Origin of the sequence: Neobacillus vireti (assembly GCF_036962465.1) — a bacterium.
Taxonomy (GTDB): domain Bacteria; phylum Bacillota; class Bacilli; order Bacillales; family Cytobacillaceae; genus Neobacillus; species Neobacillus vireti_B.
Genome location: NZ_JBALNF010000007.1, coordinates 38,009 through 54,295, shown reverse-complemented (window position 1 = coordinate 54,295; position 16,287 = coordinate 38,009). Strand labels below are relative to the sequence as shown.

General features: G+C 42.1%; 17 protein-coding genes. 3 read left to right on the top strand and 14 right to left on the bottom strand.

All coding sequences use genetic code 11. The annotated features are described in order from the left end of the window. Window positions 1-11: 11 nt before the first annotated feature. The 9 genes from rlmD to V7077_RS02835 all read right to left on the bottom strand — a co-directional run bounded on the left by rlmD (window position 12) and on the right by V7077_RS02835 (window position 9,153). Complete coding sequence (gene rlmD, locus V7077_RS02875; RefSeq protein ID WP_335498336.1) at window positions 12-1,382, bottom strand: 23S rRNA (uracil(1939)-C(5))-methyltransferase RlmD; 1,371 nt, start codon at window positions 1,380-1,382, stop codon at window positions 12-14. 254 nt (window positions 1,383-1,636) lie between these two features. After that, window positions 1,637-3,106 carry a nicotinate phosphoribosyltransferase gene (locus tag V7077_RS02870; RefSeq protein WP_335498335.1) on the bottom strand — a complete coding sequence of 490 codons (1,470 nt, stop codon included), beginning with the start codon at window positions 3,104-3,106 and terminating at the stop codon, window positions 1,637-1,639. A 64-nt stretch (window positions 3,107-3,170) separates the two neighbouring features. Then, the gene (locus tag V7077_RS02865; protein WP_335498333.1) at window positions 3,171-3,716 is read right to left on the bottom strand and encodes a cysteine hydrolase family protein; all 546 of its coding nucleotides are present in this window, start codon (window positions 3,714-3,716) and stop codon (window positions 3,171-3,173) included. Window positions 3,717-4,062: 346 nt separating this feature from the next. Beyond that, entirely contained in the window at window positions 4,063-5,004 is a 942-nt protein-coding gene (locus V7077_RS02860) for a diacylglycerol kinase (RefSeq protein ID WP_335498332.1), read from the bottom strand. A gap of 94 nt (window positions 5,005-5,098) precedes the next feature. After that, window positions 5,099-6,016, bottom strand: a complete 918-nt coding sequence (locus tag V7077_RS02855) for a hypothetical protein (protein ID WP_335498331.1) — start codon at window positions 6,014-6,016, stop codon at window positions 5,099-5,101. Between the two features lie 84 nt (window positions 6,017-6,100). Further along, window positions 6,101-7,192, bottom strand: coding sequence for a hypothetical protein (locus V7077_RS02850; protein WP_335498330.1), 1,092 nt, complete (start codon window positions 7,190-7,192; stop codon window positions 6,101-6,103). Then, on the bottom strand, window positions 7,189-7,629 hold the full coding sequence (locus tag V7077_RS02845; RefSeq protein ID WP_335498329.1) for an anti-sigma factor family protein: 441 nt from the start codon (window positions 7,627-7,629) through the stop codon (window positions 7,189-7,191). Before V7077_RS02845 ends, V7077_RS02850 begins: the two co-directional genes overlap by 4 nt. Then, the gene (locus tag V7077_RS02840) at window positions 7,626-8,144 is read right to left on the bottom strand and encodes a sigma-70 family RNA polymerase sigma factor (protein WP_335498328.1); all 519 of its coding nucleotides are present in this window, start codon (window positions 8,142-8,144) and stop codon (window positions 7,626-7,628) included. Before V7077_RS02840 ends, V7077_RS02845 begins: the two co-directional genes overlap by 4 nt. Before the next feature lie 223 nt (window positions 8,145-8,367). Continuing rightward, window positions 8,368-9,153: a class I SAM-dependent methyltransferase gene (locus tag V7077_RS02835; RefSeq protein ID WP_335498327.1), complete on the bottom strand. Its 786-nt coding sequence runs from the start codon at window positions 9,151-9,153 to the stop codon at window positions 8,368-8,370. A 102-nt stretch (window positions 9,154-9,255) separates the two neighbouring features. Here V7077_RS02835 and plsY point away from each other — a divergent pair, with 102 nt between their 5' ends. After that, complete coding sequence (gene plsY / locus V7077_RS02830) at window positions 9,256-9,882, top strand: glycerol-3-phosphate 1-O-acyltransferase PlsY (RefSeq protein WP_335498326.1); 627 nt, start codon at window positions 9,256-9,258, stop codon at window positions 9,880-9,882. Between the two features lie 39 nt (window positions 9,883-9,921). Here the strand turns inward: plsY and V7077_RS02825 are convergent, their stop codons facing one another. Together V7077_RS02825 and V7077_RS02820 are read right to left on the bottom strand one after the other, a co-directional pair. After that, the gene (locus V7077_RS02825; protein ID WP_335498325.1) at window positions 9,922-10,473 is read right to left on the bottom strand and encodes a thioredoxin family protein; all 552 of its coding nucleotides are present in this window, start codon (window positions 10,471-10,473) and stop codon (window positions 9,922-9,924) included. A gap of 21 nt (window positions 10,474-10,494) precedes the next feature. Beyond that, entirely contained in the window at window positions 10,495-11,028 is a 534-nt protein-coding gene (locus V7077_RS02820; protein WP_335498324.1) for a DUF1697 domain-containing protein, read from the bottom strand. A 212-nt stretch (window positions 11,029-11,240) separates the two neighbouring features. Between V7077_RS02820 and V7077_RS02815 the strand changes: the two genes are divergently transcribed. After that, entirely contained in the window at window positions 11,241-11,672 is a 432-nt protein-coding gene (locus V7077_RS02815; protein ID WP_335498322.1) for a VOC family protein, read from the top strand. A 550-nt stretch (window positions 11,673-12,222) separates the two neighbouring features. Here V7077_RS02815 and gatB read toward each other — a convergent pair. The 3 genes from gatB to gatC are packed head-to-tail and all read right to left on the bottom strand — an operon-like array spanning window position 12,223 to window position 15,426. Continuing rightward, window positions 12,223-13,650, bottom strand: coding sequence for an Asp-tRNA(Asn)/Glu-tRNA(Gln) amidotransferase subunit GatB (gene gatB, locus V7077_RS02810; protein WP_335498321.1), 1,428 nt, complete (start codon window positions 13,648-13,650; stop codon window positions 12,223-12,225). Window positions 13,651-13,662: 12 nt separating this feature from the next. Continuing rightward, a complete protein-coding gene (gene gatA / locus V7077_RS02805) occupies window positions 13,663-15,120 on the bottom strand; it encodes an Asp-tRNA(Asn)/Glu-tRNA(Gln) amidotransferase subunit GatA (RefSeq protein ID WP_335498432.1) in 1,458 nt (485 codons plus the stop codon). 12 nt (window positions 15,121-15,132) lie between these two features. Then, window positions 15,133-15,426 (bottom strand): Asp-tRNA(Asn)/Glu-tRNA(Gln) amidotransferase subunit GatC, encoded by a 294-nt coding sequence (gene gatC, locus V7077_RS02800; protein WP_335498431.1) that lies wholly within the window; start codon window positions 15,424-15,426, stop codon window positions 15,133-15,135. 200 nt (window positions 15,427-15,626) lie between these two features. Between gatC and V7077_RS02795 the strand changes: the two genes are divergently transcribed. Beyond that, window positions 15,627-16,286 carry a lysozyme family protein gene (locus V7077_RS02795; protein ID WP_335498320.1) on the top strand — a complete coding sequence of 220 codons (660 nt, stop codon included), beginning with the start codon at window positions 15,627-15,629 and terminating at the stop codon, window positions 16,284-16,286. Window position 16,287 lies beyond the last annotated feature (1 nt).

Here is a 16,287-nt window from a genome sequence, read left to right as displayed (position 1 = left end):
GGACCTCCTAATTATCTTAATATAAGCTTCGCCACTGCCTCCACATGTGTCGTCATCGGGAACATATCAACAGGCTGAACCTCAATGGTTTTATATCCGCCATCCTCAAGGATTCGTAAATCCCTGGCAAGCGTGGCCGGATTGCAGGATACATAGACAACTTTCTTTGGCTTCATTTCAATAATTGTCTGAAGCAATGCTTCATCACAGCCTTTGCGAGGCGGATCGACCACGAGCACATCAGCCGCATTGCCCTCCTTGTACCACTTCGGAATCACCACTTCTGACTCTCCAACCGCAAATTCAGCATTGGTAAGTCCGTTCAGCTCTGCATTTCGTCTGGCATCTTCAATTGCTTCTGGAACAACTTCTACACCAAAAACTTTTTTCGCTTTTTGCGCTAAAAATAACGAAATGGTCCCGATTCCACAATAAGCATCAATAACGGTTTCTTCACCGCTTAAGTCCGCATATACAAGTGCTTTATCGTAAAGCACCTTTGTCTGAACCGGATTAACTTGGTAAAATGACAAAGCGGAAATGGCGAATTTCACATCACCAATAAAGTCATAAATGACCTCGCTTCCCCAGAGTACCGTTGTTTTTTCACCCAGAATAACATTCGTCCGCTTGGAATTCACGTTATGAACAATCGATTTCACCTTCGGCAGCCGATCTACAATTTCTTCTATCAGCTGATTCTTTTGTGGTAAATCTGCTGTTCTAGTAATGAGCACAACCATCAGCTCACCGGTTTGCTTGCCGTAGCGGGCCATGATATGGCGGAGCACTCCTTTATGTGTTTCTTCCTGATAGGCCGTGATGCCCAGGTTGCTGCAAATCTCTTTAATTTTTTGAACTGCCTCATTTATTTCCGGCAATTGAATTAAGCTTTCATCGGTATCAACAATTTCGTGGCTTCTGGGTTTAAAAAAACCGGCAATCAGTTTGCCATCCTTTTCATCAACAGGCACCTGCGCCTTATTCCGGTAATGCCACGGACTTTCCATTCCCAGAATCGGATGCACAACCACCTCTTCAAGTTTACCGATCCGGGTCAACACCTCACGGACCTGGTTTTCTTTGTACATTAACTGTCCTTCATAACTGATATGCTCAAGCTGGCAGCCACCGTATTTATGACGGTCACTACTTGGAATTTCCACTCGATAAGGGCTTTTTTCATAGAGCTCCATTAATCTTCCGAACCCATAACTTTTGCCAGTTTTAATTACTTTCACTTTCGCTTTTTCACCCGGCAGCCCGCCTGGAACGAAGAGTGGATACCCATCCACCTTTGCTACTCCTGCCCCGTCATGGGTTAAATCTTCGAACATGACATCTATAAATTCATTTTTAGTTACTGGAATGGTTTTGTTCATTTAGTTCTTCCTTTTCTCCGAATTGACTAGAAAGATTGTAACATATAATGGAGCGGAACACGAAATGGGGCACGCAGAGGACACAATTCTGTGGATTTTAGTGATAATTCCGCATCAAGCCTTATTTATTCAGCGCAAATCCCGGTTAATTCCGCGAAAAACGCCCTTTTCCGTGAAAGTTCTCAATTTTCCCGTGCGAGAGTCCTTTAAAGCAGCATAAAACAAGGACGCCCCTGTAAGGACGTCCTCCTAATTTATTCCTCTGCTTGCATTGCAGCCACTTTTTCTTTTACTTCTTCAATATTTCTCATCTTGTTATCCCAGCATTTTTGACTTAAGTCGACTGGATATTCTTCCGGATTCATTGTCCGTTTATACTCATCCCAAAGGGCAGCAAGGTTTTGCTTTAAGTAGTCACGAGACTCTTCCAAACAAGGAACTTCATAGACAAGCTCTCCGTTCGTAAATATGTCAACATGGAGTTCCTTTGCCGTAAAGTTGGTTACCACTTTATTGATAAACGTATGGGTAGGATGGAACATGCGCAGTCGTTTTTCTGGAAGGACTTCTTCTTCCATCGCAATATAATCCCCTTCGGCATGGTTATTGGTATTATTGATAATCCGGTAAATTTTTTTCATCCCCGGAGTCGTTACCTTAACCGGATTGGAGGAAATTTTAATGGTATCAACTAATTCCCCCTGTTCATCCTCAATGGCGACAATTTTATAAACAGCACCCAGTGCCGCTTGATCATAGGCGGTAATCAATTTCGTACCGATTCCCCAGCTGTCAATCCTTGCCCCCTGGCCTTTCAAACTGATGATCGTATATTCATCCAGGTCACTTGACGCCACAATCTTAGCATCAGGAAAACCGGCTTCATCCAGCATTTTCCGAGCCTCTTTGGATAAATAAGCAAGGTCACCACTATCAAGACGGATCCCGATGAAATTAATCTTATCACCCAATTCCTTTGCAACCTTGATGGCATTTGGCACACCGAGGCGGAGGGTATCATATGTATCAACTAAAAAGACACAATCCTTATGTGTTTCCGCATATTTATGGAAAGCAGTATATTCATCCTTATAAGCCTGCACCATCGCATGGGCATGTGTTCCCGATACTGGCACGCCAAAGAGCTTTCCTGCCCGAACATTACTGGTTGAGTCAAATCCTGCTAAATAGGCCGCTCTTGTTCCCCAAATGGCCGCATCCATTTCCTGTGCCCGTCTCGTCCCAAATTCCATCGCCACCGCATCACCGACAACTTGCTTAATTCGAGAAGCTTTAGTAGCAATTAATGTTTGGTAGTTCACAATATTAAGTAAAGCTGTTTCAATAATTTGTGCTTCACCTAAGGGTGCGTCAACTCGTAAAATGGGTTCATTGCCAAAGACAAGCTCGCCTTCTTGCATGGAACAGATGGATCCGGTAAACCGCATATTTTTTAAATAAGCGAGGAAATCATCCTTGTACCCTACTTCATCCTTCAAATATTCAAGGTCTTCCTCACTAAAACGAAACCCTTGGATAAATTGAATGACCTTTTCCAAGCCCGCGAAAACAGCATAGCCATTTCCAAACGGCAGCTTGCGGAAAAACAGCTCAAATACGGCCCGTTTATTATGTATGCCGTCTCTCCAATACGTCTCTGCCATATTTATCTGGTATAGGTCAGTATGCAGAGCTAAACTATCATCATGATAAATGTGTTTCATCATAAAACCTCCGGAATACTATTACAGCTTTTTACGATTATAACTCATCATAACATTTAAAAGCCTATTTCACCATAGCACCAAGGGTTTGTTCAAAGTGACTCAGCGCCCAATCATGCCCGGCTTGATTAAAGGAAGCAACAGCATCCTTGTAGACAACGATTTTAAACCCTCTGTTATAGGCTTCCACTGCCGTATGGAGCACGCATATATCTGTACAAACGCCAACTAGGTGCAATTCGGTGATGCCCCGTTCACGCAATTTCATTTCAAGGTCTGTTCCTGCAAATGCAGAGTAACGGGTTTTATCCATATAATACACATTTTCACGCACTTTATTATCTTCATAAACACCCTGAAGGGCCCCAAACAAATCACGGCCAGCCGTACCTCTTATGTTATGCGGCGGAAATAATTTCGTTTCCGGGTGGTACTGATTTCCCTTGTCATGGACATCAATCGCAAAAACTACATAATCGCCATTTTGGATAAATTCCTTGGTCAGCTCGACTATTTTGTCCTCAATCAGCTGCCCTGGGATTCCGCAGGTTAACGCGCCGGCGTCTGCAACAAAATCGTAAGTATAATCAATGTTAATTAAGGCCTTCATTTTCTGACTCCCCCTAACTATTTTGATGATCATCTTTCCCTCATTATACACAGAAATACGAAAAAAAGTCCGCTCCATAAGTGGAACGGACTTATCTTATAAGATAAGAAGTATAAAAGTTTTGACTTTGAAAATTGTCTAGCTCCAGCGCCTAGCCCCTCGATGGTCTACAGCCAATCCGTCCAAAAGGTTAAAAAGCAACCTTTCGGCCGGATTGGCTTATGCTTGGCTACAGAAAGCTATCACTTTCTGTACGCATTAAGGGCGACTAGTCTTAGACCCTGCTTTCGCTGACCAATCGACAAGTCGCCCTATATCGGGGCTAATCAAGGCGCTTACGCTTTTCTTAACTGTATCTTTGACCTGTAACCCAATCAGTTGGACGGTCATTGGGCCGTATATCATCGAGTGGTACAAACACCTCTAAATGACGGTAAAGATTTTCAAACTCTGCAGGAAGCAGACCGCCAAATTCACCATCTAAATTTAATTGTACCTTTTCATTGGAGTAAACCTTAATGCGATTGGCCTGTGTATAGATGACATTCGGATCATTGACGTGTTCACCGCGAACCGCTAGGGTCGAAATCCGAATAAACTCAGCCAGATTTACTTTTTTCAAAATTAATAAAGAGAATAGCCCATCATTAATAGAGGAATCCGGTGCCAATTTTTCAAATCCACCGATTGAGTTGGTCAGCCCGACAAGGAACATCATGGCTTCCCCTTCAAACAGCTTCCCATCATATTCAATCCTTATGTCTGATGCTTTAATAGACGGAAGCATTTCCATTCCTTTTAAATAGTAAGCAAGCTGGCCGAGCATCGTTTTTAACTTGCTAGGCACCTCATAGGTAAGTTCGGTAATCCGGCCGCCGCCAGCAATATTGATAAAATAACGATCGTTTATCCGGCCGATATCTACAGGAATGAGTTCCCCTCTAGTGATGATATCCACTGCCGATCCGATATCCCTGGGGATTTGGAGGGCTCGGGCAAAATCATTGGTGGTACCTGCTGGAATAATCCCTAATTTTGGACGATATTCCTGTTCAGCGAGGCCATTGACTATTTCATGTATGGTTCCATCACCGCCTGCGGCAATGACAACATCGTACTGGCGTTCTACCGCAAGCCGGGCAGCTTTGGTCGCATCTCCAGCACCTGTTGTAGCATGGCAGGATGCCTCATATCCCGCAATTTCTAGCTTTTCAAGGATTTCTGGTAAATTTCGCTTCAGAATTTCCCGTCCTGAGGTAGGATTGTATATAAGTCTTGCTCTTTTCATTCATCATCATCCTATTTTTTAAATAACAATTGGCTTTGTCAGTTCTATATTCTACCAATTATTATTCAAGCTTACAAATATATTGGTAAATGGATTATTGATTTGTATTTAATTTAACCTCATACGCATTGCTAATATGGATATGGTATTTACCATCACCAGATTGATATTCTGCATTTTTTGGTCCTTCAGAACCAAGCTCTTCGCCCTTCGGTTCCTCGGTGATTTTCCAATCTTTCCCGTTTAGTTGATCTACACCAACCGTCCTAACTATCATATTGCTATTTTTCATTACATCAACGGCTACAGCTGATGAACTTTCAATATCCCAGTCATTGGCTAGGGTACGTGGTTTTAAGCTAAGTGAATCATTACTTCCCACCACTTCTAGTTTTACATAGCTCGGAACCAGGACGGTTGCCGCTACCATTCCCTGTGAATGAAACAGGCCCATCTCGTCCGGCAGCATCTTAAAATTCACATAAAGCGTGTCCCCCTTTTGATTAGCGGTCACAATATCCTTCGCATTTTTTAGCAGTGATGCTTTTTTCGCTGATTCAATCCTGTATGTGCCAAACATCGAGACCTCTTTGCTTTCTGTTGACTCAACCGTCATATCATACCCAACGGATCGGATGACTACACGTTTAATGCTTTCATCAGTTTGATAGGAAAAATCCGGCAGGTCATAGGAACGAACTTCCCTCGCCATGACTTCTTCCACCTTGCCCATCACTCCGGCTGAGCTGAGGACAGCAAAGACAATGCCTGCTGTACCGATTAGCCCAACAAAGAAAATACTTAGAAAATCATATTTTAAAATGGGTTGTTCTTGTCTTGATAAAAATAGATAGACTAATATTTCAACACCCAGCACGACCAGCAATACTGGCCACCAAGCCATCAGCACCTCAGCTAAATCAAGGCTGAGAAACTTTGAAAAGAAAAGAAAGAGGCCTAGGAAAATAAGCGAGGCCCCCATTGAAAACGTCCCAACTCGCCAAGTCCTCATTCCTTATTTTCCCCCTTTCTTTTTCTAAAAAGAAACCCGATACCGGCTCCAATCAGCACGACCCCTGCCATCCTATTGCCCCACTTACTCATGACTCTTTGCCCCCCTTTTTTGTTTACTTCCAGATAAAAGCTTGATACCGCCGCCAATTAACAACACACAGACAAGCGCTGTTTGGAAATAGCCTTGAATCCAATACATGATATCAACATTGATTAATCGGTTAATCAGCGGTGAGAAGGCCGGCAGCAGGATGTTCATCAATAAATAATAAGCTCCTAATAAGACTAGACCAATCCCGACCCATTTTTGATGATTAATAAAGTAAGCGATAATCGGCTCATCCTCTACTTTTTCAACCCCATATCTCGAAACCTTTTGCATGGCATCAAAAAAGCTATAGAACCAAATGATAGGAATTAAAAATAAGAAGATTCCGAGCCTTAACACATCTAGGATATAGATAGAGAACAAGAATGCCGCCATTAACTGAATTCCACGGCGCTGCAGACCTAAATAAAGGTGCCCTGCTCCCGGAAAGATGGAAAGAAAGGTCGCAATCGATTTACTCTTTTTTCCGTCTTCCCGGCGCATTTCAAAATCTTCGAAGATGGTTCGGTCAACAAGTTCTTCCCCACGCTGCTTTTTATTTACCTGCTGAACAGCATCAAAGAATCCATATACCCAGATAATCGGCAAACCTGCCAAGAATACCATAAACTCGCCGCGGTTGGACATGGCTGTTACAAAGATGACCATAATAGCCAGCCCCAAAAACGCTCCTAGCAGCGTTAAGCCTCTGTTCATCAGGCCAATTTGGAAATGCCCAAGCCCAGGAATAAAGGAAAGGACAATCGTATAAAAGCGCTCTGAGTCTTGGGCAGCCTTATTAGGGTTCTGTTGGTCAGCGTCCCCCTCCGCAAGTGCAAGCTGAATCTTCTTTTGTTTTGAGATTTGTACACCCATATCGATAAAGCTGATCAAATAAATAAAGATTCCCGCCATAAAGGCTAAGATGGCAACCTCTGGGGTGTTATTCATTAAGGCTATGACGGTAACGAATGCCATGCCAACAACCGAAAGTAAATAGAGAACTCCGCGCACCATATTACCGAAATAAATATGACCGAGGCCGGGAAACAGCGATAATGTTAATGCCTTGGTTGAACTTTTCATTTCTTTTTTGCCTCCTTTTTCTCAAGTGAATCCATCCATGCAAATGTTTTATTAATAACGCCCTCCGTCACAGAAGGCTTCTTCTCTTCCATAATCGGTTTCTCTAAAGAACCTGCATACGAAGCAACCGACTGAAACACCCCCGAAAACATCAAAAACAGCGTCGCAGCAGCTGCCAGCAAATAATGAAAACCTGCCCGCTGAAACCATGGCCTATTATTGTTGTCGGTGTCAGGCACCATTTCCATTATGCGGTTGGTGAATTCGTTGTCGTTTGGAAGGGCTGGCAGGGATGTTTCATTGGCTGTTACAGCTTCTAGGTAGACTTCTAGACACTGATCACATGTGTAGAGATGATACTCCAATTCTTCGCGTTGGTGTTCACTCAATTCGTCCTTCACATATTGCTGCCATCTTTCGTAACTGTAATGCTTCATGAAAATTCGTCCTCCTTCCAATTCCTTTTCATCCAGCTTCTTGCTCGATACAACTTGGTCTCAATCGTTTTAACCTCTACATTTTGTTCTTTGGCCATTTGCTGATAGCTTTTTTCAGCTATGTAAAAACCATAAATCACTTCGCGGTAATTCTCCGGCACTTCATTAAGCTTTTTTTGAACCAGTCTGCGCTGGTCCTCGGCGATAACAAGCATCTCTACACTATCCTTCGGCGACCCTAGCGCCTGTTGGTCCAGCGCATCCACAACTTCCTCTCTTCGCCTTGCCTGCTTTCGTTTCACATCTATTGCATGGTTAACGGCAATGCGCGTTATCCACGTTTTAAACCCCTGATTTTCATAGCGGGAGAGAGAGGTGTAAACTTTCATAAACACTTCTTGAGCAGCGTCTTCCGCTTCCTTTTGATCGCGAAGAACAGCAAAGACAGTCCGGAACACATCATTGCGGTACTTCTCGACCAATAAGCGAAAGGCATGATCATTGCCCTCAAGCACTTTTTCAATTAAGACTGTGTCACTAATCGTTCTCTCCCCCTTTCTTTTTTTCTTTCACAACATTAGACGTAACATCTCATATCAAACCCTACACCTATTTTTAAATATTTTTTTAAATTTTTCATCTTAGCATTAGAGCTTATCTAAAATTTTAGACATTCCATATTGTGTGTTAGGTCCAAATAAAAAACGTGCAAGGGTGATCCCTCACACGTTACAACCGTTACTTTTCTGATAATCGTAAAAGACAAACATTACATTCATGTAATATCTTGAAAGGTTCCTGTTCGGAAATGGTACTGGACAATTCCTGGAGTGCCTTTTTTCGTACGGACTCATCTAAGCCCGCCATCCACGAAACTGATTCTATCCTGTCCAGCCATTCCTGCTTAGAAAACTCAACCGTATAATTTAATTTATAAAAATCTCTCAGATCAAAGCCGCTTTCCTGCCATTCCTTGAACCATTCCATTGGGAATCCATTAATACGCAGTTTAGAGTCTGCCTTTGAGCCTGCAGGGGTTAAGCCCCCCTCTACATGTTTAGAGAGCACTTCATAGGTTTTCGCTACAACGGCTGAACCGGTTAGAAAACCCGAATCAATCACAATCAAAGTCCCTTTTTCCTTTAAGATACGCTTCATTTCTACAATTGCCTTCGGCCTGTCGAACCAATGCCAGGCGCGCATTACCGTGACTATATCAAACTTGGAATCGTCTAAACCAGTTGCTTCCGCTGTTCCATGGAGATAGGAAATTTGAAAATTTTTTGCTACATTCAAGGCCAAGGCCTGTGCTCTCAATTCCTGAGAGGGCTCTATTCCAACCACATCTGCATTTCGCATCGCCATCTTCCTAGTTAATGCTCCCGTTCCAGCCCCAATATCAGCAACCTTTTTTCCTGCAAAGAAAATATTTCGCAGCTGAAGACTTTCCATTAAAGTGACAGGTATATCTTCTCTTGAACGCGCATAGCTATTAGCAACTTGGCCAAAATCTGTTTGTTTCATGTCGAGCGCTCCCTTACTTCCTGATTGTGATAATTTAACAAAATAATACCATTTAAGTATGCTAGAATGCTATTAGAAACTATTTATGAGGGAATGATGCAAATGTTTTGGTCGTTACTCTTAGCTTCCTACCTGATCGGAAGCATCCCCACTGCTCTAATTGTGGGCAAGCTATTCTTTGGAGTTGATATCCGCGAGCTTGGAAGTAAAAACCCCGGTGCCACAAATACAATGAGAGTTCTCGGTAAGAAATGGGCCTTATTCGTGCTCTTCATCGATTTGTCCAAAGGGGCTGTCGCAGCCTATCTGCCCATCTACTTTAAGCTTGATGCCGAGCCTCTATACTTCGGTCTATTGGCAGTAGTTGGTCATTGTTTTCCCATCTTTGCAGGCTTCCGGGGCGGCAAAGCGATTGCCACTACCGCTGGTGCTCTTTTGATCGCTAACCTCCCATTACTAGCCATCGCCTATGTATGCTTCTTCTGCATGATCTTTCTAACGAAATATGTATTTATTGGATCTATCTCAGTAGGCCTTAGCATGTTAGCCTATGCTATTATTTCCCCTAAACTGGAATTAGAGGTTATCTTTCTAGTATTCTCACTGTTTTTAGTGTATCTGCACCGCTCCAACATACGCAACTTCATCCTTGGCATCGAGCCCAAGATTAATGACAAGAATCTAATTAACGACCGCATTCCTCCCAAAAATGGAGGATTCAAGATGTAAACAAATTAGGGGCCCTTCTTATTGAAGAGCCCCGCTTTTTTATATGAGTTTAGAGATAATACTGTCCGCAACGGTTTGCCAGATTTCAGCATCCATTAGGTATGATTCTCTGAGCTGTTTATACATCGCCATTTGTTTCTCCTGAAAATCAGGCGCATCCTTGTCAGGCAGGTCCGCCCGTCTCTCCATCACAAGCGCTTGCATTTCAGCCGCCCTCGGTCCCCAAACAGCGACTTCGCTTCCTTCCCCATTTATAAAAATATAAATAGGAATCGCTCGCGATGTGCCATTGGTTAAGTATTGATCCATGAGGTCGAGATTTTGGTCGCGAAGGACAAAACGGAGTTCCATTCCGGCTGCTTCGGCTATCCTCATCAAAATCGGGTTATTGAGGAGCGCATCACCGCACCAATCCTCTGTCAAGGCCATCACCCTTAAGTGCTGCTCTCTTAATGCCCCCAGTTTGGCTTGATCCTCGCTAGTTAAGGCAAACTTCTCATAAATAGTCAGCATTTCTTCCTTATTTTGCTTCATTGAGTTAAGGTACTCCTCAATGCTCATCCCCTTTTGAAACCATTCATTTAATTTCATGATCGTATCCACTCCTTCTTATTATAATTTTAACATTTCATCCAGCTTCACGACCGTCTTCCAATTACGAACAGTTGCCGGCACACGAAGTTTGGAAAGCTGTGTGGCAAGCTTTGAATCCCTGATACTTTTTCGGAAGTAAAAGTAAACTTCTTTCCCTTTAATTTTACATTCCTCTAGATCACTATTATAGTTGTACATGTGGTCAATGCCTTCTCTGGTTGGTTCCCCACCTAAAAAGGCAATTTGGACACTTTCCCCTTCACGTAACGAATCTGATGAATAGGGACAATCATTGATTATTTGTTGGAATTCCTCAGCGGTTCTTAAAACCACCGGAACCGGAAAACCAAACGTATGGTTTAATTCGTCCTCGATTTTCTTACCCAGCTGTTCTGCGCCTTCTTCTGACTCAAATAAAACATTTCCACTTTGAATATATGTCTTCACTTTTTGTAAGCCCATCGATGCTAATACATTTTTTAAGTCTGCCATCTTAATTTTATGATGCCCGCCTACATTAATTCCTCGTAACAGTGCAATATAAATAGTCATCTCTTTAGCCTCGCATCCATTTCATTATCCCCATACCTAAATCTTACCATTTTCGATCGTTCGTAAACTATAGAAAAGACTTAACCGCTCTTTCCTTTATCTGAGACAGTTCTAAGTAATACAGTACAGTGATACTTTGGTCAAATAAGAAGGAGTCTCGCGGCTTATGAAGAACAGTAATACTATCAAATAATTCTATGGAGGAATGAACGATGGTCCCACAGCGAGTTAGTTTACTAACAATCGGTGCCTACGACTTACCAGCTCTTCGTGCTTTTTACAAAACCTTGGGATGGGAGGAATCCACCACCAGCTCTGATACCTATTCTATTTTTAAAACTGCAGGCGTCTTGCTTACCCTTTTTCCAATAGCTGAGTTGGCAAAAGATGCTGGCGTTGAGCTGCCAAAATCACCGGAAACCTTTCACCCCGTGACATTTGCTATAAATGTAGAAAAGCCAGAAAAAGTAGATTCAACTATCGAACTAATCCGGGCAGCTGGCGGTGTCATTCTAAGAGAACCTAGTAACGCTTTCTGGGGTGGCCGTACAGCTTACTTTGCGGATCCTGAGAAAAATCTTTGGGAAGTGGCCTGGAATCCCAGTTCTGTCTTTGATGAACGAGGAGCAATGATTTCCTTTTAAAAACGAGGATGGACAAACATCCTCGTTTCTTTATTCCAACCATTAAAACTAATCAAACGTTTGACTAAATCTAGAGTTCCTTACTACAAAAGGTTTTCTCGTGTAAATTGATCATCTTTGTTTACCTTTAAAAAACTAATCAAACGTTTGATTAAATTCTCTTAAAGCTAAACAAACGTTTGATTAAATTCCCTACAAACCTTGATAACCTTAGATTTTTTCGGGTTACATCCAGAAAAACTTGTAGAAATATAGAACTAATCAAGCGTTTAATTAAATAAGGATGAGTCCTTACGGGCCTTAGGTTCAAGTACTTTTTTAGTTTAAGTACCGGCCCTTCAAACTGAAAATAATGCCGAAAACAAGAATCTATGACACCCAACGACACAATCCCCCAATATTCCTTATCAACCAAACGATTGATTAAAAAGGCATTAACCCCTTAAAAACAAATGACTTTTCCCGGGAAATCGGAAAAAGAATGTCGAGACATGTTTCGACATTCCACTTATGTAAAAAAGCTGACAGAATTAAATCTGCCAGCTTTCCTTTAACGTTTCTGCAATTCCTGCTGCAACAATTTATTAACCAATTGCGGGTTAGCCTGTCCCTTTGTAGCTTTCATCAACTGACCAACTAGGAAACCAACGGCTTTATTTTTACCATCCTTGAAATCTTCCACCGATTTCGGATTGGCATCAAGTACCTCAGCAATAATCTTAAGAAGTGTGCCTTCATCTGAAATTTGCACTAGTCCTTTATCTTTCACGATTTGCTCCGCATCGCCGCCCTGTTCAATTAACTCTTTAAAAACAGTCTTGGCAATTTTAGAAGAAATCGTTCCATTTTCAATTAACTTAATCATGCTGGCTAGACCTTCAGGTGTTAAGGCAACTTGATCGAGTTCCTTACCCTCTGCATTTAAGTAAGCAGAAACATCGCCCATGATCCAGTTTGAAGCAAGCTTCGCATCGGCACCATCGTTAACCGTTGCTTCAAAGAAATCTGCCATTTCTTTTGTTACGGTCAATACTTTGGCATCATATACAGGTAAGCCAAGCTCTTCAACATAACGTTTTTGGCGTTGGTCTGGGAGCTCTGGAATTTCCGCACGAATTCGTGCCTTCCAATCCTCATCAATATACAAGTCAAGTAAATCTGGCTCTGGGAAGTAACGATAATCATCAGAACCTTCTTTTACCCTCATTAAAATTGTTGTCCCTGTAGCTTCATCAAAACGGCGTGTTTCCTGATCAATCGTCCCGCCTGAAGATACTACTTCCCGCTGACGCTTTTCTTCATACTCAAGACCTTTACGGACAAAGTTAAATGAATTTAAGTTCTTTAATTCGGTTTTGGTTCCGAACTCTTCCTGCCCGACTGGACGGATGGAAATATTGGCATCACAGCGAAGGGAGCCTTCTTCCATTTTACAATCAGAAACACCTGTATATTGAATAATTGATTTTAATTTTTCAAGATAAGCATAGGCTTCATCCGGAGTGCGGATATCCGGCTCGGACACAATTTCAACTAGCGGTGTTCCTTGACGATTGTAGTCGCATAAAGAATATCCTTTTTCATGGTTAAGTTTACCGGCATCTTCCTCTAAATGAATCCTTGTAATCCCGATCTTTTTGGTATAGCCGTTTACTTCAATTTCAATCCAGCCATGCTCGCCAATCGGCTGGTCAAATTGTGAGATTTGATAAGCCTTCGGATTGTCCGGATAAAAGTAATTCTTCCGGTCAAATTTTGTATGTGTAGCAACTTGGCAATTCAGGGCCATTGCTGCCTTCATTCCAAAATCAACTGCCTTTTTATTCAAGACAGGCAGTACACCTGGATAACCTAGGTCGATTACACTTGTATTGGTATTTGGTTCAGCACCAAAATGGTTTGGGCTCGCTGAAAAGATTTTTGATTCTGTTTTTAACTCAACATGGACCTCAAGTCCTATGACTGTTTCAAATTCCATCGTTTCCACCTCCTACAATTCCGGCTTTTGTTTATGAAAGTCTGTCGCCTGCTCAAACGCATGGGCAACACGATAAATGGTTGCTTCATCAAAATGCTTGCCAATGATTTGCAATCCAAGCGGAAGACCTGCATCAAAGCCGCAAGGAATTGAGATCCCTGGTACACCAGCAAGGTTAACTGGAATCGTTAAAATATCATTGATATACATGGTTAGCGGATCATCGATTTTTTCTCCAATTTTAAACGCAGGTGTTGGCGTTGTTGGTCCGACGATCACATCATATTTTTCAAAAACATCTTCAAAATCCTTCTTAATCAACGTTCGAACCTGCTGTGCTTTTTTATAATACGCATCATAATAACCAGAGCTAAGTGCAAACGTACCAAGCATAATCCGGCGTTTTACTTCATCACCGAAACCTTCTGCACGTGACTTTTTATATAATTCAATTAAACTTTCGGCATCTTGAGTACGATAGCCATAACGCACTCCATCAAAACGAGCAAGGTTGGCTGACGCTTCTGATGAGGAAAGCAAATAGTAAGCGGCCAGTGCATACTTGGAGTGCGGCAGAGAAACCTCTTCCCAGACAGCGCCAAGCCCTTCCAGGGTTTTTAAAGAATCCATCACAGACTTTCGAACGGCTTCTGTAACACCTTCTCCTAAATATTCTTTTGGTACAGCAATTTTAAGGCCCTTAATATCGCCTGTTAAGGACGCTGCAAAGTTAGGAACGTCGACATTTGCAGACGTTGAATCCATCGGATCAAGACCAGAGATGGCTTGTAATAGATACGCGTTGTCTTCAACGGTTCTTGTAATCGGTCCGATTTGGTCAAGCGATGAAGCAAAGGCAACAAGACCAAAACGAGATACGCGGCCGTATGTTGGCTTCATTCCAACGACGCCACAAAAAGACGCCGGCTGCCGGATTGAACCGCCGGTATCAGATCCTAAAGAGAATAGTACTTCGCCCGAAGCTACTGAAGCTGCGGAACCGCCTGAAGAACCGCCTGGTACTCTTTCAAGGTTCCATGGATTGCGTGTTTTCTGGTAATGGGAATTCTCATTGGAAGATCCCATTGCAAACTCATCCATGTTTAACTTCCCAATGGTGATTGTTTCCGCCTGCTGCAATTTTTTTACAACAGTAGCGTCATAAATTGGGTCAAAATTTTCGAGGATTTTACTCGCACAAGTTGTCCGTAATCCTTGGGTAACAATATTATCTTTGACACCAATCGGCATACCGAACAACAATCCTCTTGAATCCCCAGCGTTCAACTTTTCATCTTGTGATTTTGCAGCTGCCCGGGCTCTTTCTTCATCCAAGGTTAAAAAGGCCTTGACCTTGTCCTCGACTTTGCCAATTTGTTTATATGATTCTTCTACAAGGTCTGATACTGTTACTTCCTTCTTATGTATTAATTCATGAAGGTCTGAAACTTTATAATCAAATAAACTCAATTTTTTCACTCCCTACTCTCCCAAAATCGATGGTACTCTAATTTGCCCGTCTTGATGCTCAGGTGCATTTTTAAGTACCTCTTCACGCGGCAACCCTTTTTGTGGAATGTCTTCGCGCAATACATTTTTCATATCAAGGACATGGTATGTAGGTTTCACATTTTCCGTATCCAATTCGTTTAACTGTTCGGCAAATGTAATAATCGCGTCGAGTTGTTTTGTAAATTTTTCGACTTCTTCTTCCGTAATCGCTAATCGCGCCAAGTTAGCAACGTGTTTTACTTGGTCTGTTGAAATTCGTGACATCATTTTGACCCCCAATCTCCATGTTATTTTATAATTGATAATACCAGACTTTTCTGCGTTACCGCAATGATTCCTTCTTCAGTATTAACAAACAGAAAGAGTTTTAGATTAAAAAAATAGCATTTTAATTTGAAACCTGACAGTTCGTAGATCCGTCATTTATAATATTTACAGAAGAAAAGAATTTAGGAGAGTAAGTGATGAAGAAAAGACGAAAAAGGAAGAAACGGAAAACCTTCCTCGTGCTGTTTTTGCTTTTTTGCGGATTGGCATGGTTTCAGAGTTATTTTCAAAAACAAAGTTCCCCTCCGCTCGTTAAACACGATTCCTTTACCGCGGTGAAAAAATATATTCCTTATATTCATGATGAATTAGCAAAATACCATCTTGAAGAACATACTCCTGTACTCATTGCTCTGATGCAGCAGGAAAGCCACGGACTTGGCGGAGATCCCATGCAAGCCTCTGAGTCAGCCGGGCTGACAAAAAATACGATTACTGACCCTAAACAAAGTATTCAGGCAGGGGTCAAACATTTTCAGCACGTTTTGGCTTATGGAACTCAACAAAAGGTAGATTTTCCAACGATTATCCAGGCCTACAATATGGGGGCAGGCTATATTGACTACGTGGCACAGCACGGCGGTAAACATAGTGAGGAACTGGCGAAGCAATTTTCCCTCCTACAGGTAAAACAAAAACCAACCGTCTATAATTGCGGCGGAGACAAGAATAATTTCCGCTATCCCTATTGCTACGGTGATTTCAGCTACAGTACAAAGGTATCCAAAAACATCCAGTTACTAGTTGATACTGTTCCAGTGACAAACAGCGAAAAAACACCCAGTGGATCTTTTTAAA

What these genes read in the sequence shown, in the direction of transcription:
- V7077_RS02825 (WP_335498325.1), bottom strand. Translation starts at nt 10,473, where the DNA reads ATGAAATTAAATGAATGGTTTCAAAAGGGGATGAGCATTGAGGAGTAC.
- V7077_RS02835 (WP_335498327.1), bottom strand. Translation starts at nt 9,153, where the DNA reads ATGAAACAAACAGATTTTGGCCAAGTTGCTAATAGCTATGCGCGTTCA.
- rlmD (WP_335498336.1), bottom strand. Translation starts at nt 1,382, where the DNA reads ATGAACAAAACCATTCCAGTAACTAAAAATGAATTTATAGATGTCATG.
- gatB (WP_335498321.1), bottom strand. Translation starts at nt 13,650, where the DNA reads ATGGAATTTGAAACAGTCATAGGACTTGAGGTCCATGTTGAGTTAAAA.
- V7077_RS02855 (WP_335498331.1), bottom strand. Translation starts at nt 6,016, where the DNA reads ATGAGGACTTGGCGAGTTGGGACGTTTTCAATGGGGGCCTCGCTTATT.
- V7077_RS02815 (WP_335498322.1), top strand. Translation starts at nt 11,241, where the DNA reads ATGGTCCCACAGCGAGTTAGTTTACTAACAATCGGTGCCTACGACTTA.
- V7077_RS02870 (WP_335498335.1), bottom strand. Translation starts at nt 3,106, where the DNA reads ATGAAACACATTTATCATGATGATAGTTTAGCTCTGCATACTGACCTA.
- V7077_RS02865 (WP_335498333.1), bottom strand. Translation starts at nt 3,716, where the DNA reads ATGAAGGCCTTAATTAACATTGATTATACTTACGATTTTGTTGCAGAC.
- V7077_RS02850 (WP_335498330.1), bottom strand. Translation starts at nt 7,192, where the DNA reads ATGAAAAGTTCAACCAAGGCATTAACATTATCGCTGTTTCCCGGCCTC.
- V7077_RS02860 (WP_335498332.1), bottom strand. Translation starts at nt 5,004, where the DNA reads ATGAAAAGAGCAAGACTTATATACAATCCTACCTCAGGACGGGAAATT.
- V7077_RS02845 (WP_335498329.1), bottom strand. Translation starts at nt 7,629, where the DNA reads ATGAAGCATTACAGTTACGAAAGATGGCAGCAATATGTGAAGGACGAA.
- gatC (WP_335498431.1), bottom strand. Translation starts at nt 15,426, where the DNA reads ATGTCACGAATTTCAACAGACCAAGTAAAACACGTTGCTAACTTGGCG.
- plsY (WP_335498326.1), top strand. Translation starts at nt 9,256, where the DNA reads ATGTTTTGGTCGTTACTCTTAGCTTCCTACCTGATCGGAAGCATCCCC.
- V7077_RS02795 (WP_335498320.1), top strand. Translation starts at nt 15,627, where the DNA reads ATGAAGAAAAGACGAAAAAGGAAGAAACGGAAAACCTTCCTCGTGCTG.
- V7077_RS02820 (WP_335498324.1), bottom strand. Translation starts at nt 11,028, where the DNA reads ATGACTATTTATATTGCACTGTTACGAGGAATTAATGTAGGCGGGCAT.